The organism is Cryobacterium cryoconiti, from assembly GCF_004403065.1.
In the GTDB taxonomy this organism is placed as follows: domain Bacteria; phylum Actinomycetota; class Actinomycetes; order Actinomycetales; family Microbacteriaceae; genus Cryobacterium; species Cryobacterium cryoconiti.
On record NZ_SOHA01000041.1, the window covers coordinates 45,984 to 70,040 of the forward strand.

The following is a 24,057-nucleotide window of genomic DNA, read 5'->3' on the forward strand; positions in this document are numbered from 1 at the left end:
CTGACACTACCGACAACGACTGGGCTTTTCTTGTGAATACGCTCGTTGTAACCGCCGAATTCGGGGAACTATTCCACCGGTTCACGGGCTATCAGCTGGTACACAGCTTCGATGGCAGCGGCCGCTGAAGCCGCTCGGATAGCGGCCCGGTCGCCGTGCAGCCGGAGCGGGATGACCGACGTCTCCCCCTCCCGGGAGAGGCCGACGAAGACGGTTCCCGGAACCTGAGCGCCCTGGGAGTCGGGACCGGCCACGCCCGTGGTCGCCACGCCGATATCAGCCGGCCGACCGTCGACGGCCAGGCAGGTGCGCACCCCCGCGGCCATTTGAGCGGCCACCTGCGGATGCACGGGTCCATGTTCGTCGAGCAGGGCCCGGTCTACTCCGAGGAGGGTGTGCTTGAGGGCGGTCTGGTAGGCCACGACTCCCCCGTTGACGACGACGGATGCGCCGGGGATGCGGATCAGTTCGGCCGTCAGGCCTCCGCCGGTGAGGGACTCGGCGACGGCGATGGTGAGGCCGCGACGGGTGAGCTCGGCGATGAGTTGCGCCGTGGCATCCGTGGCATCCGTGGGTGTCGGGTGGTCAGTCATGGTCGTGGTGGCGGCGATTCTCGCGCCGCGCGGCCACGAGGTAGTCGATGCCGGTGATCACCGTGAGGATCAGGGCGAGCGCCATCGCGGTCCAGTTGACCCAGTAGATCCAATCGCCGAAGACGAGCCAGAGCGGCAGGAGCGCAAGCGAGATGGCCACGGACTGCAACAGGGTCTTGAGTTTGCCGCCCCGGGACGCCGGGATCACCCGGTCCCGCAGCATGACGAAACGGAACACGGTGATGCCGATCTCCCGGACCAGGATGACGATGGTCACCCACCACCACAGCTCGCCGAGTATGGACAGGCAGACCAGTGCGCTGCCGGTGAGCACCTTGTCGGCGATCGGATCCAGGATCTTGCCGAGGTCGGTGACCAGGTTGTGCCGGCGCGCGATGGCCCCGTCGATCCCGTCGGTGGCGATGGCCACGATGAAGAGGGCGGCCGCCCACCAGCGGAGCGCGCCGTCCTGGCCGGCGTCGGCGAGAAGCATCCAGACGAAGAGCGGGGCGAGCAGGATGCGCACGACCGTGATCAGGTTCGGGAGGTTCCAGTTGCTGGGCCGGACAACCGGCGTGGATGGTGTGGCCATGGGTCAGTCCCTGTCGGTCAGTTGCCAGGCGTCTTCATCGGGGGAAGCGTCCTCTTCAGGGTACCCCTCCGACATTTTGGCGACCGGGTCGTCGGCGTAGCGCGGATCCGGCGGGCCGGGCGTCTGGTGGGCAGCGGATGCCTGTGCGCTGGCGGTGGCGGCGTGGTGTTCGGCATCGGAGCCGCGCAGCAGGGCCAGCACGCCGGGCAGCTGCTCCACGGAGACGAGCACGTCGCGCGCCTTCGATCCCTCGGACGGACCGACGATCTCACGGGACTCGAGCAGGTCCATCAATCGACCGGCCTTGGCGAAGCCGACACGGAGCTTGCGCTGCAGCATCGAGGTGGAGCCGAACTGGGTCGACACCACCAGTTCCGCCGCCGCGAGGAGCACCTCGAGGTCGTCGCCGATGTCGGAGTCGATCTCCTTGCGGGGGGCGACCATGGAGACATCCGGGCGGTAGTCGGGTCTGGCCTGCAGGGTGACGTGCTTGACGACGCGCTCGATCTCGGCTTCGTTCACCCAGGCACCCTGCACCCGGATGGCCTTGGACGCGCCCATCGGCAGGAACAGGGCGTCGCCCTGGCCGATCAGCTTGTCTGCGCCCGGCTGGTCGAGGATGACCCGGGAGTCGGTGACGCTGGTCACGGCGAAAGCGAGACGGGACGGCACGTTGGCCTTGATCAGACCGGTGACGACGTCGACGCTGGGGCGCTGGGTGGCGAGGACGAGGTGGATGCCGGAGGCACGCGCCAGCTGGGTGATGCGCACGATCGAGTCCTCGACGTCGCGCGGGGCGACCATCATCAGGTCGGCCAGCTCGTCGACCACGACCAGTAGGTAGGGGTAGGGCTTGAGGCTGCGCAGACTGCCGGCCGGGAGCACGATCTCGTTGTTCACGACGGCCTTGTTGAAGTCGTCGATGTGGCGGAATCCGAAGCTGGCCAGGTCGTCGTACCGCATGTCCATCTCTTTCACCACCCACTGCAGGGCCTCGGCGGCCTTTTTCGGGCTGGTGATGATGGGGGTGATCAGGTGCGGGACGCCCGCGTAGGCGGCCAGTTCCACCCGCTTGGGGTCGATCAGCACCATGCGCACGTCGCTCGGTTTGGCGCGCATGAGCAGGCTGGTGATCATCGAGTTGACGAAGCTGGACTTGCCCGATCCGGTGGATCCCGCGACCAGGAGGTGAGGCATCTTCGCGAGGTTGGCGAGCACGAAGCCGCCGCCGACGTCTTTTCCGACGCCGATGGTCATCGGGTGGGTGCTGTTCGCGGCGGCCGGAGAGCGGAGCACGTCACCGAGGGTGACGATCTCGCGGTCCGTGTTGGGGATCTCGATGCCGATGGCGCTCTTGCCGGGGATGGGAGAGAGGATGCGCACCTCGTTGGAGGCGACGGCGTAGGAGAGGTTCTTGCTCAGTGCGGTGACCCGCTCCACCTTGACGCCGGGCCCGAGCTGGATCTCGTACTGGGTGACGGTGGGTCCCCGGGAGAACCCCGTGACCTTCGCGTCGACCTGGAACTGGTTCAGCACCTCGGTGATGGACTTGACGATCTCGTCGTTGGCCGCCGAGCGGGCCTTGGCGGGCGGGCCCTTGGTCAGGGTCGTGTCCGAGGGCAGCACATAGGGGACGGCGGGCTGGTCGGCAGCCGGGGAGGCCGGGGGCACAAGGGACAACGGCACGTCGGTCGAATCGGCGCCGGCACCGGTCGCGGCCGGGTTGAGCGCACCGAAGCCGGGCAGGACCTCGGTCAGTCCCGTCTGGTCGTCGGCCAGGAGCCCGGTCGACGAGCCGTGGGGCAGGTCGATCGCGCCGGTGAACCGTTTGATGGCGTCTTCGGCCCGCAGCAGGTCTTCGAGGACCTCGGTGCCGTAGTGATCTTTGTTGGGGCCGACGGCCGGTGGGGTCGTCTCGAGGGCGGTGTCGAAACTCCCCCGTTTGTCGCCTCCGAGCAGAGTGTGGAGCGGGTCCGCCCCATGCGGGCCGGCCGCGCCGGGGTCGTCGGTCCCCGACCCGGAGCCGTGCTCCGTGCTGAGTGGCCCGCCGAAGTCGGGGTCTTCCTCACGCTTGCTCGTGTTGCGCCGCCACCAGGGCAGGGCTCCGGGGTCTTCATCGGTGTCGTCGACGCCGTCCAGTTCGACCTGCACGGCTTTCTCGTGCTTGGCCTCCCGGGCCGCGGCACGCTCCTCGGGATCGGGGAGTTGGGCGCCGAAGAGCCACGCGTACAGTTCCCGGCTGCGTTCGCCGATGCGGTTGGGCGGGGTCTTGGTGATGATGAACAGGCTCAGGACCAGCAGCAGGATGACGACGATGGTGGCACCGATCGACGTCGTCAGGTAGATCAGCGGTGCGGCGATCATCCAGCCGATGACGCCGCCGGCCAGCGCGAGGGTCTCCATGCCGTCGCTCGGGGCCGGTTGCCCGCCGAAGATGTGGCAGAGGCCCGACACGGAGACGAGCAGCAGGGACAGGCCGATTCCGATGCGCCCGTTGTCGTGCACCGAACTGGGTTTGCGGAACAACCAGAGCGCGAAGAGCAGCATGATCACGGGCAGGGCGAATGCGACGCGGCCGAACAGCCCGCCGAAGCTCCACGCGTCGAGGGTCTGGGCCACGGGGTTGTTGATCAGGAACCACTCGATCACGGCGCCCGCGATCGACAGGAGCACGAGGAAGAAGGGCAGGCCGTCGCGGCGCTCCTCCTTGGAGAGCTGCTCGGGGCCGAGTGCGCGGGCGGCGCCGCCGGTGACGTGGGCCAGGGCCATCCAGGACCGCACGAACAGGCTGGGTTTTACCTCGACCGCGGTGAACTTGACGGTTTTCTGGGCGCTGGTGCGGGCTGCGGGCTTGCGCGCCGGAGTGCCCCGCGCAGGCGTGCTGCGGGCGCGACCGTTCGACTTAGTGCTCGTAGCCATGCAACTACGGTACTTCGAACCCCCGACATTGGGGTGCAGGCACGCCAGAACGCCGGCGGCGCCGCGGCATCCGTTGCCCCGGCCGGGTCAGGCCTCGATCACCAGGGGGACGATCATCGGGCGGCGGCGGAACACGGTGTTCACCCATCGGCCGACCGTGCGGCGCACGATCTGCTGCAGGGCGACGGGGTCGCGCACCCCGTGCTCGGCGGCCTCGGCCAGGGCTGCCGCGATCTTCGGCCGCACGGCGTCGAACACGGAGTCGTCTTCGGCGAAGCCCTTCGCGTGGATCTCCGGCCCGACGATCACCTTGCCCGTGGCCGCGTCGACCACGATGATGATCGAGATGAAGCCCTCCTCGGCGAGGGTGCGGCGGTCCTTGAGGTCGGCTTCGGTGATCTCGCCGACGGTGGACCCGTCGACGTAGACGTAGCCGAGGTCGAGCTGGCCGACCTTCGTCGCCACGCCGTCCCGCAGGTCGATGACGGTGCCGTCCTCGGCGAGGAGCACGTTCGCCTCCGGCACGCCGGTCTCGATCGCCAGCTTCGCGTTGGCCACGAGGTGCCGGTATTCGCCGTGCACGGGCAGCACGTTCTTCGGCTTCAGGATGTTGTAGCAGTAGGTCAGTTCCCCGGCGGCGGCGTGCCCGGAGACGTGCACCTTGGCGTTGCCCTTGTGCACGACGGCTGCGCCGAGCTTGGTCAGCCCGTCGATGATGCGATAGACCGCATTCTCGTTGCCGGGGATCAGGCTCGACGCCAGGATGACGGTGTCCCCGGGGCCGACCTCGATTTGGTGGTCCTGGTTGACCATCCGGCTGAGCACGGCCATCGGCTCACCCTGTGAGCCCGTGGACATGTACACGATTTTTTCCGCGGGGATGTTACCGGCCTTCTTGAAGTCCACCAGCACGCCCTCCGGTACCTTCAGGTGGCCGAGGTCGGCGGCGATGGTCATGTTGCGCACCATCGAACGGCCCAGGAGCGCGACCTTGCGCCCGTTGGCGTGGGCGGCGTCGAGAACCTGCTGCACCCGGTGCACGTGGCTGGAGAAGCTGGCCACGATCACGCGGCGGGGAGCCCGCGCCAAGACACCGTCGAGCACGGGGCCGATGGAACGCTCCGTGGGGGTGAAGCCCGGGACATCCGCGTTGGTGGAATCGACCAGGAAAAGGTCCACGCCCTCGGTGCCGAGGCGCGCGAACTCGCGCAGGTCGGTCAGGCGGTTGTCCAGCGGCAGCTGGTCCATCTTGAAATCGCCGGTGTGCAGCACCGTGCCCCCGGCGGTCTTGATGGCCACGGCCAGCGCGTCGGGGATGGAATGGTTGACGGCGACGAATTCGAGGTTGAACGGCCCGAGCCGTTCCGTCTGACCCTCCTTGACCTGCAGCGTGTACGGCGTGATCCGGTGTTCCTTGAGCTTCGCCTCGATGAAGGCAAGGGTCAGAGCGGATCCGATCAGCGGGATGTCCGCGCGCAGCTTCAGAAGGTAGGGGACGGCACCGATGTGGTCCTCGTGGCCGTGCGTGAGCACAACCGCGAGGATGTCGTCGAGGCGGTCCCGGATCGGGCTGAAGTCGGGCAGGATCAGGTCGACGCCCGGCTGGTGCTCCTCGGGGAACAGCACCCCGCAGTCGACGATGAGTAGTTTGCCGTCGATCTCGAAGGTGGTCATGTTGCGGCCGATTTCGCCCAGGCCGCCGATCGGTGTCACGCGGAGGGTTCCCGCCGTCAGGGGGGCCGGGTCGTACACGTCGATGGGCACAGGCCCTCCTCAGGGTTCGGTGGTTCGGTGCTGCGGTTAGCGTGTCGTTCCGGCGACCTTCGGCAGGGCGCCGCCGGCTGCGGCGTTGCGGTCGGGGCGGAAGTTGGAGAAGTCCACCCCGGGGATGTTCTTGACCAGGTCGATTTCGTCTTCGATCTGAGCAGCTTCCCACTCTTCCGGCCCGACGAGAGGGAGGCGCACGCGCGGGCTGTTGATGCGGCCGAGGCCGTGCAGGATGTACTTGACCGCAACGGTTCCGGGAACGTGCGTCATGCAGGCCCGCACCAGAGGTTCGAGCTGCCGGTGCGCGGCGGTGGCCGCCTTCAGGTCTCCCGCGTTGACGGCGTCGACCATCTGGCGGTACGGGGTGGCGGCGATGTTCGCCGTGACGCCGATCAGCCCGGTCGCGCCGATCGACAGGTGCGGCAGCACGTTGGGGTCGTCGCCGGAGAAGTACATCAGGTCGGTCTGGTTGAGCACCCGGCTGACCTGGGCGAGGTCGCCCTTGGCGTCTTTGACGGCGAGGATGTTCGGGTGCTTAGCGGCACGCAGGATCGTCTTGTAGTCGATCGGGATGCCGGTGCGCCCCGGGATGTCGTACAGGATCACCGGCAGGTCCGTGGCATCCGCGATCATGCGGAAATGGGTGAGCACGCCGGCCTGGGTGGGCTTGTTGTAGTACGGCGTGACGATCATGTTTCCGTCGGCGCCCGCCTTCTCGCTCTGCTTGGCGAGCTGCATGGCGTGGGCGGTCTCATTGGACCCGCCGCCGGTGATGATCTTCGCGCGCCCGCCCGAGACGTCCTTGCCGACCTCGACCAGGCGGATCTTCTCCGCGTCGGTGAGGGTGGACGTCTCACCGGTGGTGCCCGTGACGACGATGCCGTCGGCTCCGGCGTTGATGACGTCGTCGATGTGCTTCGCCACCCCCGGCCAGTCGACTTCGCCGTCGGCGGTGAAGGGAGTCACCAGGGCAACGAGGACCTGGCCGAAGGGATTCTGAGACATAGACACGAGAGACAGGCTACCGGTCAGCGTTCGCCCGCGCAGCGCAGCGGCGTCACGTTACGGGGCGACGCGCCCGTTCTTGTTGAAGGCGGCGTAGGTGAGCGGCATCAGGAGCGCGAACTGGTCTTCCATCTTCTCGGCGCACATCTCGATCTCGCGCTGCGGGAACGACGGGAAGTGGGTTCCCTCCCGCTTGGTGCGCAGGCTGAGGAAGTTCATCAGCGCCCGGGCGTTCATGGTCACGTACATCGAGGAGAAGATGTTGAGCGGGAGCACGATGCGGGCGACCTCGCGGGCAACGCCGGCGTCGAGCATCCGCTGGTACGACGCATAGGCGTGTGCGGAGGCCTCGCGGGTCGACTGGTCGACCAGGGCGGCCTGTTCGGCGGTGCCGGGCAGGAAGTCGTAGGCGCCGGGCTTGCCGACCTGCACGAGGTTGCGAGTGGGGGCCGGAACGTAGAAGACCGGGTTCAGCTCGCGGTAGCGGCCCGATTCCTCGTTGTAGGAGGCGATGCGGTGCCGCATGAATTCGCGGAACACGAAGATCGGCGCCTGCACGTAGAAGGTCATCGAGTTGTGCTCGAACGGGGAGCCGTGGCGGTCACGCATCAGGTAGTTGATCAGACCTGCGTCGCCCTTGCTCGCTCCGGCGTCGTCCGATTGCTCGAGGAGGGCCTTGGTCAGGGTCTGCTCCCCCTGCGTCGACACCCGTGCGGCGAACAGCACATCGGAGTCGTGGGCGCTGGCACGCACCAGCTCAACGGTTACATCGCTGCGAAACTCGATTTCAGGCACGGCTAAACGATACCTGCTCCCCACGTAACCTGTCGTCACACACCGGCGACCGGCCGGGAAGCCGGATAGCGTCTTTGCATGGACCCGATCATCGCGCTCAGCCTCGTGCTGGCCCTCGTCGCCGGAGCCACCGTGCTCGGCCTGGTCTGGCGGGCCCGTCAGGGGCGCGCCGCCGTGGTCGCGCCGGGCGCGACGGCCGCGCAGGACACACCGCTCACGCCGGCGGATGTCGCCAGCCGGCTTCCGTTCGGCGCGAACGGCACGCTCGTGCAGTTCTCCACCGATCACTGTGCCCGCTGCCCCGGCACCCACGTGTTGCTGGCCGGCCTGGCCGGGCAGCGTCCCGGCGTCGCGCACGTCGACGTGGACCTCACCCACCGGCGCGACCTCGCGAACCGTTTCGGGATCCTGCAGACCCCGACCACGCTCATCCTGGACGGAACGGGCCGGGTGCGCGCCCGGATCGGCGGCGTGCCGAACCGGTCCGACCTCCTCCAGCAGCTCGACCACCTCACCGGGAGCACCCATGACCAGCTCACCCCCGTCACCCGCTGACACTCGGCCGGACCTCGACCCGCGCGGGCCGCGCTTCGGTGCAGCGATCACCGCCGGGCTGCTCCTGGTGGTGGTGTTCCTGTCGTTGACCGGCGCATCCGTCGCCGCTCTCGTCGGCCTGGCCGGACTCGCGGCCCTCTTCGCCTGGGGCGCGTTCGCCGGCGCGGGGCGCCACCCGTACAGCATGTTGTTCAAGAGGTTCGTGCGCCCGCGACTGAACCCGCCGGTGGCGCTGGAGAGCGCTGCGCCGCCCACGTTCGCGCAGGGCGTGGGGCTGCTGGTCACGCTGACCGGAGTGGTGCTCGGACTGGTCGGGGTGGCGCCGGCGGTCGGCGTGTGCGCGGCCATCGCCTTCGTCGCGGCGTTCCTCAACGCCGTGTTCGACTACTGCCTCGGCTGCCAGATGTACCTGCTCCTGGTTCGAGCCGGACTCCTCGGTCGCCCCGTAGCCTGATCATTCGCTGGGAGGCACCCCCACGTGGCCCGAGCCTCCGGTTAGGCTGAAGCTTCACTTTCAGGAGGCAACACCATGGCACTCACCAGCGAAGCAACCACCGTCTGGACCGGCGATCTGAAGTCCGGCAGCGGTACCGTCACCCTCGACTCCTCCAAGACCGCCGAGTTCCCCGTCACCTGGCAGGCGCGGTCGGTCGGCACCCCCAACACGACCAATCCCGAAGAGCTGCTCGGCGCCGCCCACGCGGCCTGCTTCTCGATGGCCCTCGCCAACGGTCTCAGCGCCGGCGGTCACACCCCGGAGAGCATCCAGACCACCGCGGCAGTGACGTTCGAAGCGGGCGTCGGCGTCGTGGGCAGCCACCTGCTGGTCAGCGCCACGATTCCCGGCCTGACCGAGGAGGAGTTCGCGGTGTACGCCGAGGACGCCAAAGCCAACTGCCCGATCTCGAAGGCGCTGGCCGGCATCCCGATCACCATCGAAGCCGAACTGGCCTAGGGCCGGCCCGCCCTTCATGCGAGTTCTCGTTTCCGGCGCGTCCGGACTGATCGGCACGGAACTGTGCGCCCAGCTGGGTGCCGCCGGCCACACCGTGGCCCGACTGGTGCGCCGCGCTCCGCATGGGTCCGACGAATTCCGCTGGGACCCGGCCGCGCTGAGCCTGGACGAGAGCGCGCTCGAGGGCGTCGACGCCGTGATCAACCTGTCCGGGGCCTCCATCGCCCGCCTGCCCTGGACGAAGGCCTACCGCCGGGAGATCCTCGACTCGCGCGTGCAGGCCACGCGCACGCTGACAGATGCGATGCGTCGCCGGGCGACGCCGCCCGCCGTGCTGCTCAACGCGTCGGCGGTGGGCATCTACGGCGACCGCCCGAACGAGGTCCTCACCGAGGACTCCCCCGCCGGCACCGACTTCCTGGCGAAGGTCACACTCGCGTGGGAAGCGGAGGCCCACCGCGCCCCCGAGGCAACCCGGGTCGTCACGGTCCGCACCGGGCTGGTCATCGCCCGGGGTGGCGCCCTGAAACCGTTGCTGCCGATCGTCAAACTCGGCCTGGGCGGGCCGCTCGGCCGCGGAACGCAGCACTGGCCGTGGATCAGCCTGCACGACGAGGCCGCAGCCATCGTGCACCTGCTCACCTCGACCCTGTCGGGCCCGGTCAACCTGGTCGGCCCGACCCCGGCCACGGCGAACGACGTGATCCGGGCGGTTTCCGCCGGGCTTCACCGTCCGTTTCTGGTTCCGGTGCCGGAATTCGTGCTCACCCTGGCGTTGCAGGAGGCCGCTCGGGCACTCCTGCTCGCCGACCAAAGGATCGTCCCCGACCGGCTGCAGAAAGACGGCTTCGTCTTCGCCCACCGCACCGCGGCCGAGTCCGTGCACTGGATGCTCAGCCGCCCGTAGCGCTGAGCCTTCGGGTGGCTTCGACCTCACACGCAGCCGGGCGAGGGCATCCGTCATCACTCAACTTCGGAGAAAATCGCGGCGCGCCGCGTTCACCGGCCGCCGGGCCGGCGTGTCGCGAAAAACTCCGAAGTTGGCGACGGCCGGATGCTGGCGAGCCGGTTCGAGGGTCGGGCGCCGGGTTTCGACAGGCTCAACCACCGGATCGAGGGTCGGGCGCCGGGTTTCGACAAGCTCAACCACCGGTTCGAGGGTCGGGCGCCGGGTTTCGACAGGCTCAACCACCGGTTCGAGGGTCGGGCGCCGGGGTCAGGCTCGTTCGAGGGCGATGGCGGTGCGGATGGCGCCGCGCGCCCGACGCCGGTCTCCCGCCGAGTTGTAGGCCAGGCCGAGCCGGAACCAGGCCCGCCAGTCGTCGGGGTGCGCGTCGACGGCCGCGCGGTACATCGGGAATTCGGCGTCGGCCGCGTCGCGCAGGGGGCGTCCGCTGGGCCGGATCGGCAGCTCCTCCACGGGGAGTCCGCCCTCGGCCTCCAGCCGCCGCACGAGTCGCTCGGAGTTCCGGCCGAATCGGAGTTCGGCGACCAGAGCCCACACTCCGATCAGTGGCAGCACGAGCAGCGCCACACCGATGAGGATGCCCGCGGCTTCCCCGCTCTGCAGGAACAACACCGCCCGCCACCCCACGAGAACCAGGTAGAAGACGAGGAGCAGCGCCATCAGGCCGGCGGCGACGCGGCCCTTCATTTGGAAGCCTCACTCGTCTGGGACGTGCGCAGGCTGAGGTCGACGATCTGATCGAGCCCGACCGTGACGCCGACCGCGGTGCGAGCGGCGGCCAGGGCGAGCAGGATGCCCCGCTCGTAGGACGCCGCCGACAGGGTGTTGTGGCTGATGGTGAGGGTCTCCCCCGCTCCGCCGAAGATCACGTCCTGGCGTGCCAGCAGGCCGTCGAGGCGCAGGCTGTGCACCGGGATGCTCGACACCTGCTGCCCGCGGGCGCGCTGGTCGATGTGCGGCGCCGACACCGGCCCGATCTCGGCCCTGGCCCGCCCGATCAGTTCGGCGGTGCGCACGGCAGTGCCCGACGGGGAGTCGACCTTGCCGGCCTGGTGCGCCTCGACGATCTCGATGGAGTCGAAGAAGCGGGCCACCTGCACCGCGAGGCCGGTCGCGATGACCGACCCGATCGAGAAGTTGGGGATGATGACGACGCCCAGGTCGTCCCGGCCGGCAAGACGGCTTGCGAGGGCGTCGATGCGGACCTGCGACCAGCCGGAGGTGCCCACCAGCACCCGCAGTCCGTGATCGACCGCGAAATCGACCACACTCTGGCTGACCCCGGGCAGGGTCAGGTCGATGACGACCTCCGCGCCGAGCATCTCGGACAGCTCGCTCCGCGAGTTCAAACCGGCAACGAGGTCGTAGTCGCCGGACTCCTCGACCAGCCGCGAGACCAGGCGACCCATCGTTCCCGTAACGCCGACGATGGCCACCCGTGTTTTCATGAGTCCAATCTACCAATCACGGCCGGGACTCTGCAGCGGCCGGTCATCGAGTTAGCCTTGGGCCATGTCTGACTCTCCCACCCTGGCCTTCAGCGACGTGTCGGTGACGGATGCCGGTTCCATCGCGCTCCTCACGCAGTACTTCAGCGACCGGGAGTCGAGCTTCCCCGCCGCCCAGGGTGAGTACCGCACCACCTTCCCGACGCCGGAACACTTCCTGCCGCCGCGCGGCGTTTTTCTCTTGGTCAGCGATCATAAGGGTCCAGCCGAGCGCGCCTTCGTGGGGTGTGGGGGCATCCGTCGGCTGGAGGATTCCCCGACCGGCGACGTTCGATTCGAGATCAAGCACCTCTGGCTGCAGCCGCAGGTGCGGGGGCGGGGCTGGGGCCGCGCCCTGCTCGGCGAGCTCGAGCGACGCGCCCGGGCGTTCGGTGCCGGCGTGGTGGTGCTCGACACGAACGCGAGCCTCACCGCCGCCGGCGCGCTCTACGCGCAATCGGGCTACGAGCCGTGCGCGCCGTACAACGACAACCCGAACGCCACGAACTGGTACCGCAAGCGCCTGGGCTAGTCACCGTGCCGAGAGCGGTGGAGCGCACCGAGGAACGCGGCTAGAACAGGAGCGGATCAGGCAGTCCGGTGCGCAGTTCGACCGGAAGGTGGCCGGTGTCGTTGTGGGTGAGCAGGGTCCACGGGCGCCCCGGCTTCTGGTGCAGCACGGTGAGGCCGCAGTTGGCCTGATTGATGCTGATCCAACGCCAGTCGGGAGCGCCGAGCACCTCGCGCACGAACCAGGCGATGACGAAGTTATGGGTGATCAGCAGATCGTGGCGTTCGCCTCGGCGCGGCTGCAGGAACTCGGCGACGGCGTCGCCCATCTGTGCGCTGCCGGCCTCGATGTCAGCCTCCGTCACTCCGCCGAAGAACGGCGCGTACGCGGACGGCGTCTCCGGCGCCTTGCCGGACGGAATGCAGTCGAAGAGCAGGGGGCTGGGCACCGGGGTCAGCGCGGGCAGGCGCTGAGCGATGATCTTCGCCGTTTCGGCGGCGCGCTGCAGCGGGGAATGCCAGGCGTCCGTGAACGGGACACCACCGAGACGCTCGGCGATCAGCTGCGCCTGCCGGGTGCCGCGGGCGGACAGCGGACCGTCGGGCAGACCGTGTTCGGCATCCTGCTGCTCACCGTGGCGAACGAGGTAAATGTAGTGGTGCAACGTTGTCTCTCTCATTCGGGCTCGGCACACCATCGTGCGGCCCGGCTCGTCTCGGTGGAAAGGTCAGGAAGGGACGGCGGCCGGCAGGATGGCATCGAAGACGTCGTCGTCGAGGGCGCCGACCGCGGAAATGGACAGCGGCCCGGCCGCCAGTTCGGCGGCGAGGCTTTGCACGTCGTCGGCGGTGACGAGCGCGAGCCGACCGAGTGCCTCGTCGAGGTCGATGAACTCGCCCAGGGTGATCTCGGACCGGCCGAGCCGGGACATCCGGGTGTCGGAGTCTTCGAGAGCGAGGGCGGATGCGCCGGACAGCTGCCCCGCAGCCCGCTTCATCTCGTCGGGCGTGACCCCGTGCTCGGCGAGGCGGTGCAGCTCGCCGAGCATCAGCTCGGCCACCTGGCCGGCCTTCGCGGGCGTGCAACCCGCATACATGCCGAACAGGCCCGCATCGGAGTAGCCGGGAGCGAAGGAGTAGACCGAGTAGGCCAGGCCGCGCTTCTCGCGCACCTCCTGGAACAGCCTCGAGGACATTCCGCCGCCGAAGACCGAATTGAGCACACTCATGGTCACCCGGCGGTCGTCGGTGGCCAGCAGGCCGGGGAAGCCCATCAGGATGTTCGCCTGCTCCAGCGGGCGGCGCACGATGCTGACCGGAGCACCCTGGGCCAGCGTGGCCGGCACCCCGGAACGGCGACCGACCGGCGGGGCCAAGACGCTGAGGTCCCACCCGGAGAGCGCCAGCGACCGGGTGACGGCCGCGACGAGCACGTCGTGGTCGACCGCGCCGGCAACCGTGACGACGAGGTCCTGCGGGCGGTAGTTCGCTCGGTAGTGCTCCTGAACGGCCACGTGGGTGGCCGCCCGGATGGTGTCGGGACTGCCGCCGATCGGCCGCCCAAGCGGGTGGTGGCCCATGACCGCTTCGAAGAACCGTTCGTTGGCCACGTCGGACGGGTCATCGTCGGCCATCGCCAGCTCTTCGAGGATGACGCCGCGCTCGTTCTCGAACTCGTCCGGGTCGAGCAGGGACGAGGTGAGCATGTCGGTGAGTACCTCGACCGCCATCGGCAGGTCCCGGTCCTGCACCTTGGCGTAGTAGCAGGTGTATTCCTTGGCGGTCATCGCGTTGTGCTCGCCGCCGACGGAGTCGAAGGCGATCGCGATGTCGAGGGCGGTGCGCTTGGCGGTGCCCTTGAACAGAAGGTGTTCCAGAAAGTGGGTGGAGCCGAAGTGGCCGGGCTCCTCATCGCGGGACCCGACGGCGACCCAATAACCGATGGTCAGACTGCGACTGCCGGGGACGTGTTCCGACACGATGCGCACGCCGCTCGGCAGCACGCTGCGGCGCACAAGGGAGTCACCCGCCGCTCGGAACGAGAGCTCGGGCAAATCCAGGGGAAATTCGACAGCACCGTTCATGACACCCCCACCTTACGGCACCGCCCGGTGAAGGCCAGGTGGCGCAGGGCCAGGTCGCGGCCGGTTCAGGGCCGGTTCACGGCGGGCCGTTTCGTCAGGCCGACACGCGGTCGAGGTCCACCATGTCGCCGCGGGTCAGACGGATGCCGGCGGCCGCGACGAGGGCGTCCACGTGCTCGGGGCGGCTGGCGCCGGCCACCGGGGCCACGACCGGGCCGCGGGCCAGCAGCCACGCGATCGCGATCGCGGCCGGAGCGGCCTCGTGTTCCTCCCCGATCCGGTCCAGAACGCTGAGCACGCGCAGCCCGTTGCGGTTGAGGTATTTGGCGCCGCGGGAGCTGCGGGTGGTCTTCTCCAGATCAGCTTTGGACCGGTACCGGCCGGCCAGAAAGCCGTGCGCGAGTGCGAAGTACGGCAGCACCCCCATGCCCTGAGCCCGGGTGACGACGCCGAGGGAGGATTCGAAGGCGGTGCGGTGCAGGAGGCTGTACTGCGTTTGCAGGGCCACGAAGCGCGGCAGCCCGTTGGCCGCGAGCACCCGCGCCTCCATCAGTCGTTCGGCGGAGAAGTTGGACGCGGCGAGATAGCGCACGAGCCCACCGCGCATGAGCACGTCGACGGCGCCGAGGCTCTCTTCCAGTGGCACGGTCGGGTCGTCGAAGTGGAAGTGCAGCAGGTCGATGTAATCGGTTCCGAGCCGGTCCAGGGACGCGTGCACGGCGCCGATGATGCTGCGGGAGGAGAGCCCGGGGTTGTCGAGGTTCTTGCCGATCTTGGTGGCGATCACGGTGCTGTCACGGGTTCGGCGCGAGCGCAGCCAGGAACCGATGATCACCTCGCTGCGGCCCGAGGTGTAGCTGTCCGCCGTGTCGAGGAAGTTGCCGGCGAGGTCGCGGTGGCGGTCCAGGATGCGGTGGCTCGTGGCATTGTCGGCGGTCCACCCGAACACGCTCGTGCCCAGGGCCAGCGGGTGCACCGTGAGTTCGGTGTCCGCGATGGTGCGGCGGAGGGCGAGCGGGGCGGACAGGTGCGGAAGCGTGGGGTCCGGGAGCGGCAGGGGCCCCGCCGCCGGGGCCGTGGGGATGGGCTGGGACAGAGGGGACGGGCCCTGTTCGATCGGCTGGGTGGTCTGGGTGGAGGTGCGGGTGGTCGCGCGGTGGGCACCGTGCATGCTCGAACGCGGCATCCGTTGTCTCCCTCCGACTGAGCCGAGAGTAACCCCGGTGCCGAACGATGCAAAGGACATGCCCGGACCGTTACCAAACCGTGCGCCTGGGCGCCCGAAACCCCGTTGATAGCCTTGCGCCATGCCCTTTCTGAGCCCTCTGACCCTGACGGGGAACCTCGTCACCCTGGAGCCGCTGACCGCTCTGCACCACGACGACCTGGTGGCCGCCAGCCGCGACGGCGAGCTCTGGAACCTCTGGTACACCTCGGTTCCCCGGCCCGAGGAGATGCGCGCCGAGATCGAGCGCCGGCTTCGGCTGCAGACCGAGCAGAGCATGCTTCCGTTCACGGTGCGCCGCTCCGCCACGGGCGTGATCTGCGGCATGACCACGTTCATGGCAGCGGATGCCGTCAATCGCCGCGTCGAGATCGGCTCCACGTGGACCGCTGCCGGCGTGCACCGGACGGGCATCAACACCGAAAGCAAGCTGCTGCTCCTCACTCATGCCTTTGAATCGCTGAACTGCATCGCCGTGGAATTCCGCACCCACTGGATGAACCGGCAGTCCCGGGCCGCCATCGCCGGCCTCGGCGCCAAACAGGACGGTGTGCTGCGGAACCACGCGCAGTCCGCGGACGGGGCACTGCGGGACACCGTCGTGTTCTCGGTGATCCAATCGGAATGGCCGACCGTGAGGAAGGACCTCCGGCACAAGCTGGAGCAGGGGCTGCGCCACCGGACGGACGCGAACCGCGCTCCCAGCGTCTGAAGTTACAATTGAGGCGAAACGATTCTTGTGTAGCGGTCGCCCAGGCTTTTCCCCGCGCCTGCCCGAATCATCCGCGAAAGAAGGATCCATGACGCAGCTCGCCGGCGTGTCCACGCCCGAGGTACTGACCGAAGCCCTCCGGCGGCGCACGTTCGCCGTGATCTCGCACCCCGACGCGGGCAAGTCGACGCTCACCGAAGCACTGCTGCTGCACGCCCGCGCCATCACCACGGCCGGTGCGACGCACGGCAAGGCCGGCCGGCGTGGCACCGTGTCCGACTGGATGGCGATGGAGCAGGCTCGCGGGATCTCCGTGACCAGCGCGGCGATCCAGTTCGAGTACCGCGACGCCGTGATCAACCTGGTGGACACCCCCGGTCACGCCGACTTCTCCGAGGACACCTTCCGCGTGCTCTCCGCCGTCGACGCCGCGGTGATGCTCGTGGACGCCAGCAAGGGTCTCGAAGTGCAGACCATGAAGCTCTTCGAAGTCTGCAAGCAGCGTGGCCTCCCCGTGATCACCGTGATCAACAAGTGGGACCGTCCGGGCGCCGAGGCACTGGACCTGATGGACGAGATCCGGGAGCGCACCGGCCTCCTGCCCACCCCCCTGACCTGGCCCGTCGGGATCGCCGGCGACTTCCGTGGTGTGATCGACCGTGCCTCGCACGAATTCATCCGTTTCCACCGCACCGCCGGCGGGGCGAAGACCGCGGAGCCCGAGCGCCTGAGCGCGGCCGTCAAGGCCGCCGAAGAGGGTGCCGCCTGGGTCACCGCCACCGAGGAATCGGAACTGCTGGCGGAGGAGAGCCAGGACCACGACGAGGCCCGTTTCCTCGCGAACGAGACCACCCCGGTGCTCTTCGCCGCCGCCGTGCTCAACTTCGGTGTGCAGCACATTCTGGACACCCTCGTGGACTTCGCGCCGGCCGCGGAGGCCCGGGAGGACGCATCCGGTGGTCACCGCCCCGTGGACAGCGCCTTCTCCGGCTTCGTGTTCAAGGTGCAGTCCGGGATGAACGCCTCGCACCGCGACCATGTCGCCTTCGTGCGGGTCTGCTCGGGCCAGTTCAAACGGGGCATGATCGTCACCCACGCGGCCAGTGGCCGCCCGTTCGCCACCAAGTACGCCCAGCATCTGTTCGGGCGCGAGCGCGAGGTGGCCGACGAGGCCTGGCCCGGCGACATCGTCGGACTGGTCAACGCCTCCGCCCTCCGCGTGGGTGACACCATCTTCGAGACCGAAGCGGTCGAGTACCCGCCGCTGCCGATGTTCGCCCCGGAGCATTTCCGGGTGGTGCGTTCAGCGGACTCCAGCAAGCACAAGCAGTTCCGGCGCGGAATCGACCAGCTCGACCACGAGGGTGTCATCCAGGTGCTGCGCTCGGAGCTGCGCGGCGACCAGGCACCGGTGCTCGGCGCCGTCGGACCGATGCAGTTCGAGGTCGTGGAGGAACGAATGACGCACGACTTCGGCGCGGCCATCCGCACCGAGGCGCTGCCCTACCAGCTGGCGCGCCGCACCGACCGGGCCAGCGCCGAGATCCTCGGGCACGACCGCCAGGTCGAGGTGCTGATGCGCTCGGACGGCACGTTGCTCGCCCTGTTCAGCACCCCGTGGCGACTGCGGAACACCGTGCGCGACCACCCCGAGCTGATGCTCGAAGACCTGGCCACGGGCAGCAACGCGGTTCCGGCCGCGTACTAGGTGTACCGAGCCCGGTAACTGTTGCCCATCCGGACAACTGTCACCGGTGTGCGGGCAACAGTTGTCCGGTTCGGCAACATATGCGGGTAGCCGGACGTGCGGGGGGCCGGGAGGCTGCGGCCGGTCAGCGGACCAGGTCGCGGGGCGGCTCGGTGAACTCGTCGCCGCCGAATTTGGCGTTGGCGACGCTCATCATGTCGGGCCACATCCGGTGCCGGGCTTTGGCTGCCTGCCCACTCTCGAAGTACGTCTCCCGCTGGTCCTCACCGGCCCCGGACACGTTCACGACCCCCGCGATGGTGGCGACCTTGGTGCTGGCGCCGGCCATCCAGGTGTCCTTGTTCTCGTCGGTGGTGCCGGTCTTGCCGATCATCGGCACCTCCGGCTCGGTGTCGTAGTAGGAGGGAGTCCCGGATCCGCGGGTCATCACGCGCTGCATCGCGTAGGTCATCGCCGCCGCAACCTCCGAGGAGACGGACTGCGCGCACGTGGACTGCGGGGCCGGGAGCTCGGCTCCGCCGGGGCCGGTGATGCGGTCGATCACGATCGGCGAGCAGGTGACGCCGTTGTTGGCGATCCCCGCGTAGGCGGCCGCCATCGTCAGGGGCGCGATCTCGTTGGTGCCCAGAACCGCGGACGCGCCCTGCTCCAGCGCGGCACCGTCGGCCCGGTGCACCCCGAAGGCCTCGGCCGTCTTCCGGATGTTGCACAGGTCCAGTTCCTTGGCCATGCCGATGTAACCCGTGTTGATCGAGTCGATGGTCGATTCCAGCGCGGAGTAGTAGGAGTCATCGTCGGAGGATGAGTCGTTGCTGGGTGCGAAGTCGGTGCCGTAGTCCTGGGGTCCGTTGCAGCTGTCCTCGAACTCGCCCCAGTCCGAGCGTTCCCAGGAACTGGCCGTGTCGCCCAGGGAATTGCCCTGGTTCAGCCATTCGGCGAGGGTGAAGACCTTGTAGGTCGACCCGGTCTGGAACCCGTTGGAGCCGCCCTGGCCCAGATCGGTGTTGTAGTTGATCCCGGTGTAGTTCGCCCCGGTGGCCTGCACGGCCGGATCCTGGCTGTAATCCTTGTTCTGCGCCATGGCCAGCACCCGCCCGCTGCCCACGCCCACACTCGTGACGACTCCGCCGACGTCCCAGTCGTCATACGTTGTGGGAACGTTCTCGGCGAGGGTGTCCAGGGCCGCCGTCTGCAGGTCCAGGTCGAGGGTCGTGTACACGTTGTAACCGCCGAGACGGAAGTTCGCCAGCCGGGTGTCGGCGTCCGCGCCGAACGCCGGGTCGTTGCGGAGCGTCTGCAGGACCAGGTCGCAGAAGAAGGCGCTGCCGCCCGCGGTCTGGCAGCCCGTGCTCGGTTCGGTGATCGTGGGCTCGATCGGCGCGGCGATCGCGGCCTCGTGATCGGCCGCGCTGATCTTCTTCAGCCTCAGCATCTCGTCGAGGATGTAGTCGCGGCGGTCCTTGTTGGCCGCGTACCCGTTGGCGGCCCCGTTCTCCGGGTTCTCCGGCACGTCGAGCTGGAACTTGACCGGGTTGTTGACGATGGCGACGAGGCTCGCTGCCTGCGGCAGGGTGAGGGCCGCCGCCGTGGTGTTGTAGTAGTAGTTGGCGGCCGCTTCGATGCCGTAAACAGACCCGCCGAAACCGGTGATGTTCAGGTACTGGCGCAGAATGTCGTCTTTGGAGTATTTCTTCTCCAGGCCGACCGCGAGGCTCATCTCCTTGAGTTTGCGATCGGGACTGGTCTCGGTGGCCGTGTCGTAGCAGCTCATCCGTTCGTCGTCGTCGGAGAGCGCCTCACACTCCTGCACGAGCACGTTCTTCACGTACTGCTGCGTGATGGAGGAGCCGCCGCGCACCTCCCCCGTGAACAGCGTGGTCGCGGCGCCGGTGAGGGTGCCCATGATGTTGATGCCGCCGTGGTCGTAGAAGCCGGGGTCCTCGCCGGAGGTCGCGGCATCCTTCACGTACTGGCTGATCGCATCCGAGCTCACTTCGACCCGGTTCTGGTCGTAGAACGAGGCCAGCAGGGTGGGCGTGCCGTCGCCGGCGGTGGCGTAGATGTTGCTCTTCTGCGACAGGCGGCCGATCGTGAGATCGTCCGGCAGACTCACGACGACGACGACGACCGCCGTCGCCAGCAGGGCGATGACGATTCCGAGCGCGATCAGAACCCGTGACCGACGACGGGAACGACGAGCGGTCTTTCTACCGGACAATTCTTGGGTCATGGGCGCGCCGAGTCGTTTCTGGTTGCGGGGAAAGCGGGAGGGCCGCCGGGCCGGGATGGCCCGGCGGCCCGGCGGCATTCGATCAGGCGTCGACGACGACCGAGGTGATCACCGGGATGCGACGGTACTTGCGCTGCATCCAGCGGGTCAGGCTCTGGGTGAAGATGTCTTCGAGCTCTGCGCCGTTGACGATCTTGACCTTGTTCGCGGCGCGCAGGGCGTCATCGATGGACTTCGTCGCACCCTGGATCCACTCGTTGTCCTGCACGAAGCCGCGGGCGATGAACTCGACCGGCTCGGTGAGCAGGCCGGTGCGGGTGTCGAGGATGCCGAGGATGGTGACGGCACCGTCGTTGGAGAGCTGCACGCGGTCGGCGAGAGCCTCTTCCGAGCCGCCGCCGCCCACGGTCATGCCGTGCACGAACACGAGCTCGGCAGCGACTCGGCCGGTGACCTTCGCGACGCCGTCGACGAGGTCGACGACCACGCCGTCCTCGACGACGAGAACCTGCTCCTCGGGGACACCCGTGCGGATGGCGAGGTCGGCGTTCGACTTGAGGTGGCGCCATTCACCGTGGTACGGCAGGACGTTCTTGGGCTTGACGATGTTGTAGACGTAGACGAGCTCGCCGGCCGACGCGTGGCCGGAGACGTGCACCTTGGCGTTGCCCTTGTGCACGACGTTGGCACCCCAGCGGGTGAGGCCGTTGATGACCCGGTAGATCGAGTTCTCGTTGCCGGGGATCAGCGAGCTGGCCAGCAGCACGGTGTCGCCCTCGCCGATCTTGATGGTGTGCTCGCGGTTGGCCATCCGGGCCAGCGCCGCCATCGGCTCACCCTGCGAACCGGTGCAGATGAGCACGACCTTGTCGTCCTTCATGCGATCGAAGGCCTTGACGTCGACCAGGAGGCCCTTGGGCACCTGGAGGAAGCCAAGCTTCTCGGCGATGCCCATGTTGCGCACCATCGACCGGCCGACGAAGGCGACCTTGCGGTTGTGGCGGGCGGCAGCGTCGATGACCTGCTGGATGCGGTGCACGTGGCTCGCGAAGCTGGAGACGATGATGCGGCGCGGCGCGGTGCGGAAGACGGCGTCGATGGCCGGGCGGATGTCCTCTTCGGTCACCGTGAATCCGGGCACCTCGGCGTTGGTGGAGTCGGTCAGGAAGAGGTCGACACCCTCTTCGCCGAGCCGGGCGAAGCCGGGGAGGTCGGTGAGGCGCTTGTCGAGGGGGAACTGGTCCATCTTGAAGTCGCCGGTGACGAGGACCAGGCCGGCCTCGGTGCGAATCGCGACGGCAACCCCGTCGGGGATCGAGTGGTTCACGGCGAGGAACTCCAGGTCGAACGGGCCGGCCTTGCGGCGCTGGCCTTCCTCGATCTCGATCAGGCGGGGCGTGATGCGGTGCTCTTCGAGCTTGGCGCTGATGAAGGCCAGGGTCAGTTCCGTCCCGATGATCGGGATGTCCTTGCGCTCGCGCAGCAGGTACGGAACCCCGCCGATGTGGTCCTCGTGGCCGTGGGTGAGCACGATGGCCTCGATGTCCTGGAGGCGGTCGCGAATGGAAGAGAAGTCGGGCAGGATCACGTTGATGCCGGGCTGGGTCTCTTCCGGGAAGAGAACGCCGCAGTCCACGATCAGGAGCTTGCCCTTGTGTTCGAAGACGGTCATGTTGCGGCCGATTTCGCCGAGACCGCCGAGCGGGGTGACGCGGAGGCCGCGGCTGGGCAGTTTCGGCGGTGTGGACAGGTCGAGCGGGTGCTTGGTCAAAGAAACTCATTTCTCAATGTGAAACCGCGCGCGTCGCGGGCGTGTCTCGCGTAGTGGACCGTTGTCTGGTCCGGGTGAACGGATGTCTGGTGATCAGATCGTGCAAAGTTTGGTTTCGGGCTTCCTCGCCCGCAGCGAACACGAGTGTCCGATCGGGTCGGAGTCGAGGCTGAGTCCGAAGGCGATGGCGTCAGGACCGTGGAGTCGTCGACACGGTGGTCGAGAGGGCACGGATGATGCTCATGACTCCCCATTCTACCGCAGGCCGGTCGGCCGCTGGGCCGCATCCGCTGCCCAGCCTTCTTGAAGCCGGTTCCGCTACTCTCAACCCCATGTCAGCCTCAGTGCTCCCCTCAACCCCGCTCACCCTCATCGACGGCACGGAAACGACCTTCGACCACTTCGCCGGCAAGGCGGTCCTGGTCGTGAACGTCGCCTCCAAATGCGGGTTCACCCCGCAGTACGCCGGCCTCGAAGCCCTGTACGCGAAGTACAAGGACGAGGGCCTCGTGGTGCTCGGTCTGCCCTGCAACCAGTTCATGGGCCAGGAGCCGGGCGCCGAGGCGGACATCGAGTCGTTCTGCCAGATGAACTACGGCGTCACCTTCCCGCTGACCGTGAAGGCCGACGTGCGCGGCAAGCACCAGCACCCCCTGTACGCCCAGCTGACCAAGTTCAAGAGCGGACTGCTGCCGGGCCTGGTGAAATGGAACTTCGAGAAGTTCCTGGTGAATCCGCAGGGCGAGATCGTCGACCGTTTCGCGTCGACCGTCGAACCGGAATCCGACGAGATCGTGCGCGCGATCGAAAAGACCCTCGCGGCCGACGCCGCTTAGTAGTCGACCGCGTCGGTCGGAGCCGGGCCGGGGGCAGCCCCGGGTTCCGGACGGCTCGCCTCCGCGCGCCGCAGCACGGCCTCGGCATGGCGGAGCAGGGGCGCGTCGATCATGCGTCCCTGATAGGCGAACACACCCTCCTCCCCCGCGGCCGCCTCCAGGATCTGCCACGCCGCCGAAACCTCGGCCGGCGCGGGCCGGAAGGCCGCCCGGATGACGGGCACCTGGCTGGGGTGGATGCAGGCGGTGGCGCGGAACCCGCTCGCGACGGCATCCGTCACCTCGGCATCGAGCCCCTCGAGGTCGGGGATGGCCAGAAACACGCCGTCCACGGCCGCCTTGCCGTGGGCACCGGCCGCCAGCAGCACCGCGGACCGGGCGTGGCGGGCGATGGCCCGGTAGCTGCCGTCGGGGAACCGGCTCGAGCTGCCGCCGAGCGACGCCACCAGATCATCGGCCCCCCACATCAGTGCGATCACGTTGGGTTCGGCCGCGATCGACGGGGCGGCGAGCACGCCCGCGGCGGTCTCGCAGAGCGCGATCACCTCGAACCGGCCCAGGGACGCGAGGTGCGCGGCGTTCACGGCCTTCGGCAGCATCACGTAGCGGTACAGGGTGTCGTCGAGGGCGGCGAGGTCGAGCTCGAAGTCGGGCGTGCCGACCGGGTTGACCCGCACGATGGTGCGTTCGGGGTCGAGCGGATGGCTGACCAGCATGCCGCGCGCCCGGGCCCGGTTGCCGGGCAGGAGCGCGTCTTCCAGGTCGAGGATCACCGCGTCCGCCCGCTCGGCCGCCTTACGGTAGCGGTCGGCGCGGTCGGCCGGGCAGAACAGCAGGGCAGGTCCGAGGTCGAAGCTCATCGCATGGCCTCCCGGCACCAGACCAGCACGGTGCGCTGGGCCGTGGCCACCACGTCACCCTGCTGGTTCCGCCCGGTGTGCAGCAACGTGACCAGACCCTGGCCCGGCCGGGACCCCGACAGCCGGCGGGCGGTGACGATCGTGTCGGAGTAGAGGGTGTCGCCGTGGAAGAGCGGATGCGGAAACGTCACCTGCCCGAAGCCGAGGTTCGCCACGATCGTGCCCTGGGTCAGTTGCGCCACCGAGCTGCCCACAAGGGTCGACAGGGTGAACATCGAGTTGACCAGGCGCTGCCCGAACGGCTGCGTCGCCGCCCACGCCGCGTCGAGGTGCAGCGCCTGCGAGTTCATGGTCAGGGTGCTGAAGAGCACGTTGTCGGCCTCGGTGACCGTGCGGCCGGGGCTGTGCCGGTAGCGGGCGCCCTCGTCGAACTCCTCGTAGTACAGGCCGCGCTGATCGATGGTGCGTCGCTCGTCGTTCATGCTC

Annotated in this window: 23 protein-coding genes; 8 read left to right on the forward strand and 15 right to left on the reverse strand. The window is 68.5% G+C overall.

What is annotated here, in order from left to right; genetic code table 11:
- Positions 1-68: 68 nt before the first annotated feature.
- The 6 genes from E3T49_RS14555 to thyX form a co-directional block, all read right to left on the reverse strand.
- Positions 69-593 carry a CinA family protein gene (locus E3T49_RS14555; protein ID WP_134425626.1) on the reverse strand — a complete coding sequence of 175 codons (525 nt, stop codon included), beginning with the start codon at positions 591-593 and terminating at the stop codon, positions 69-71.
- Positions 586-1,185, reverse strand: coding sequence for a CDP-diacylglycerol--glycerol-3-phosphate 3-phosphatidyltransferase (gene pgsA, locus E3T49_RS14560; protein ID WP_134425627.1), 600 nt, complete (start codon positions 1,183-1,185; stop codon positions 586-588). The genes E3T49_RS14555 and pgsA overlap by 8 nt, the downstream gene beginning before the upstream one ends.
- A 3-nt stretch (positions 1,186-1,188) precedes the next feature.
- Complete coding sequence (locus tag E3T49_RS14565; RefSeq protein ID WP_134425628.1) at positions 1,189-4,104, reverse strand: FtsK/SpoIIIE family DNA translocase; 2,916 nt, start codon at positions 4,102-4,104, stop codon at positions 1,189-1,191.
- An 87-nt stretch (positions 4,105-4,191) separates the two neighbouring features.
- Positions 4,192-5,868, reverse strand: coding sequence for a ribonuclease J (locus E3T49_RS14570; RefSeq protein WP_134425629.1), 1,677 nt, complete (start codon positions 5,866-5,868; stop codon positions 4,192-4,194).
- Positions 5,869-5,904: 36 nt separating this feature from the next.
- The gene (gene dapA / locus E3T49_RS14575; RefSeq protein WP_134425630.1) at positions 5,905-6,882 is read right to left on the reverse strand and encodes a 4-hydroxy-tetrahydrodipicolinate synthase; all 978 of its coding nucleotides are present in this window, start codon (positions 6,880-6,882) and stop codon (positions 5,905-5,907) included.
- A 51-nt stretch (positions 6,883-6,933) separates the two neighbouring features.
- Positions 6,934-7,671 (reverse strand): FAD-dependent thymidylate synthase, encoded by a 738-nt coding sequence (thyX, locus tag E3T49_RS14580; RefSeq protein WP_134425631.1) that lies wholly within the window; start codon positions 7,669-7,671, stop codon positions 6,934-6,936.
- Between the two features lie 78 nt (positions 7,672-7,749).
- On the opposite strand from thyX, the gene E3T49_RS14585 reads away from it, so the two are divergent.
- From E3T49_RS14585 to E3T49_RS14600, 4 genes are all read left to right on the forward strand, one after another.
- On the forward strand, positions 7,750-8,226 hold the full coding sequence (locus E3T49_RS14585; protein WP_134425632.1) for a TlpA family protein disulfide reductase: 477 nt from the start codon (positions 7,750-7,752) through the stop codon (positions 8,224-8,226).
- On the forward strand, positions 8,198-8,680 hold the full coding sequence (locus E3T49_RS14590; protein WP_134425633.1) for a DUF4395 domain-containing protein: 483 nt from the start codon (positions 8,198-8,200) through the stop codon (positions 8,678-8,680). The genes E3T49_RS14585 and E3T49_RS14590 overlap by 29 nt, the downstream gene beginning before the upstream one ends.
- A gap of 75 nt (positions 8,681-8,755) precedes the next feature.
- Complete coding sequence (locus E3T49_RS14595) at positions 8,756-9,181, forward strand: OsmC family peroxiredoxin (RefSeq protein ID WP_134425634.1); 426 nt, start codon at positions 8,756-8,758, stop codon at positions 9,179-9,181.
- A 16-nt stretch (positions 9,182-9,197) separates the two neighbouring features.
- Positions 9,198-10,088: a TIGR01777 family oxidoreductase gene (locus tag E3T49_RS14600; RefSeq protein WP_134425635.1), complete on the forward strand. Its 891-nt coding sequence runs from the start codon at positions 9,198-9,200 to the stop codon at positions 10,086-10,088.
- A 309-nt stretch (positions 10,089-10,397) separates the two neighbouring features.
- Here the strand turns inward: E3T49_RS14600 and E3T49_RS14605 are convergent, their stop codons facing one another.
- Positions 10,398-10,835, reverse strand: coding sequence for a hypothetical protein (locus E3T49_RS14605; RefSeq protein ID WP_134425636.1), 438 nt, complete (start codon positions 10,833-10,835; stop codon positions 10,398-10,400).
- Positions 10,832-11,596: a 4-hydroxy-tetrahydrodipicolinate reductase gene (gene dapB, locus E3T49_RS14610; RefSeq protein ID WP_134425637.1), complete on the reverse strand. Its 765-nt coding sequence runs from the start codon at positions 11,594-11,596 to the stop codon at positions 10,832-10,834. Before dapB ends, E3T49_RS14605 begins: the two co-directional genes overlap by 4 nt.
- A 64-nt stretch (positions 11,597-11,660) precedes the next feature.
- Here dapB and E3T49_RS14615 point away from each other — a divergent pair, with 64 nt between their 5' ends.
- Entirely contained in the window at positions 11,661-12,167 is a 507-nt protein-coding gene (locus E3T49_RS14615) for a GNAT family N-acetyltransferase (RefSeq protein WP_134425638.1), read from the forward strand.
- 40 nt (positions 12,168-12,207) lie between these two features.
- On the opposite strand, the gene E3T49_RS14620 is transcribed toward E3T49_RS14615, so the two are convergent.
- The 3 genes from E3T49_RS14620 to E3T49_RS14630 all read right to left on the reverse strand — a co-directional run bounded on the left by E3T49_RS14620 (position 12,208) and on the right by E3T49_RS14630 (position 15,415).
- Positions 12,208-12,810: a histidine phosphatase family protein gene (locus E3T49_RS14620; protein ID WP_134425757.1), complete on the reverse strand. Its 603-nt coding sequence runs from the start codon at positions 12,808-12,810 to the stop codon at positions 12,208-12,210.
- Between the two features lie 63 nt (positions 12,811-12,873).
- Positions 12,874-14,229: a M16 family metallopeptidase gene (locus E3T49_RS14625; protein ID WP_134425639.1), complete on the reverse strand. Its 1,356-nt coding sequence runs from the start codon at positions 14,227-14,229 to the stop codon at positions 12,874-12,876.
- 94 nt (positions 14,230-14,323) lie between these two features.
- Complete coding sequence (locus E3T49_RS14630; protein WP_241972844.1) at positions 14,324-15,415, reverse strand: aldo/keto reductase; 1,092 nt, start codon at positions 15,413-15,415, stop codon at positions 14,324-14,326.
- Between the two features lie 121 nt (positions 15,416-15,536).
- Between E3T49_RS14630 and E3T49_RS14635 the strand changes: the two genes are divergently transcribed.
- The gene (locus tag E3T49_RS14635; protein ID WP_134425640.1) at positions 15,537-16,166 is read left to right on the forward strand and encodes a GNAT family N-acetyltransferase; all 630 of its coding nucleotides are present in this window, start codon (positions 15,537-15,539) and stop codon (positions 16,164-16,166) included.
- An 88-nt stretch (positions 16,167-16,254) separates the two neighbouring features.
- Positions 16,255-17,874, forward strand: coding sequence for a peptide chain release factor 3 (locus E3T49_RS14640; RefSeq protein WP_134425641.1), 1,620 nt, complete (start codon positions 16,255-16,257; stop codon positions 17,872-17,874).
- Between the two features lie 124 nt (positions 17,875-17,998).
- Here the strand turns inward: E3T49_RS14640 and E3T49_RS14645 are convergent, their stop codons facing one another.
- Both E3T49_RS14645 and E3T49_RS14650 read right to left on the reverse strand, forming a co-directional pair.
- Entirely contained in the window at positions 17,999-20,104 is a 2,106-nt protein-coding gene (locus tag E3T49_RS14645) for a transglycosylase domain-containing protein (protein WP_166785574.1), read from the reverse strand.
- Positions 20,105-20,186: 82 nt separating this feature from the next.
- Positions 20,187-21,875, reverse strand: a complete 1,689-nt coding sequence (locus E3T49_RS14650) for a ribonuclease J (RefSeq protein ID WP_241972845.1) — start codon at positions 21,873-21,875, stop codon at positions 20,187-20,189.
- A gap of 332 nt (positions 21,876-22,207) precedes the next feature.
- On the opposite strand from E3T49_RS14650, the gene E3T49_RS14655 reads away from it, so the two are divergent.
- Positions 22,208-22,711: a glutathione peroxidase gene (locus E3T49_RS14655; RefSeq protein ID WP_134425643.1), complete on the forward strand. Its 504-nt coding sequence runs from the start codon at positions 22,208-22,210 to the stop codon at positions 22,709-22,711.
- Here E3T49_RS14655 and E3T49_RS14660 read toward each other — a convergent pair.
- The gene (locus E3T49_RS14660) at positions 22,708-23,571 is read right to left on the reverse strand and encodes an HpcH/HpaI aldolase/citrate lyase family protein (protein WP_134425644.1); all 864 of its coding nucleotides are present in this window, start codon (positions 23,569-23,571) and stop codon (positions 22,708-22,710) included. The two genes, E3T49_RS14655 and E3T49_RS14660, sit on opposite strands and share 4 nt — an antisense overlap.
- Complete coding sequence (locus E3T49_RS14665; RefSeq protein WP_134425645.1) at positions 23,568-24,053, reverse strand: MaoC family dehydratase; 486 nt, start codon at positions 24,051-24,053, stop codon at positions 23,568-23,570. Before E3T49_RS14665 ends, E3T49_RS14660 begins: the two co-directional genes overlap by 4 nt.
- Positions 24,054-24,057: the final 4 nt, after the last annotated feature.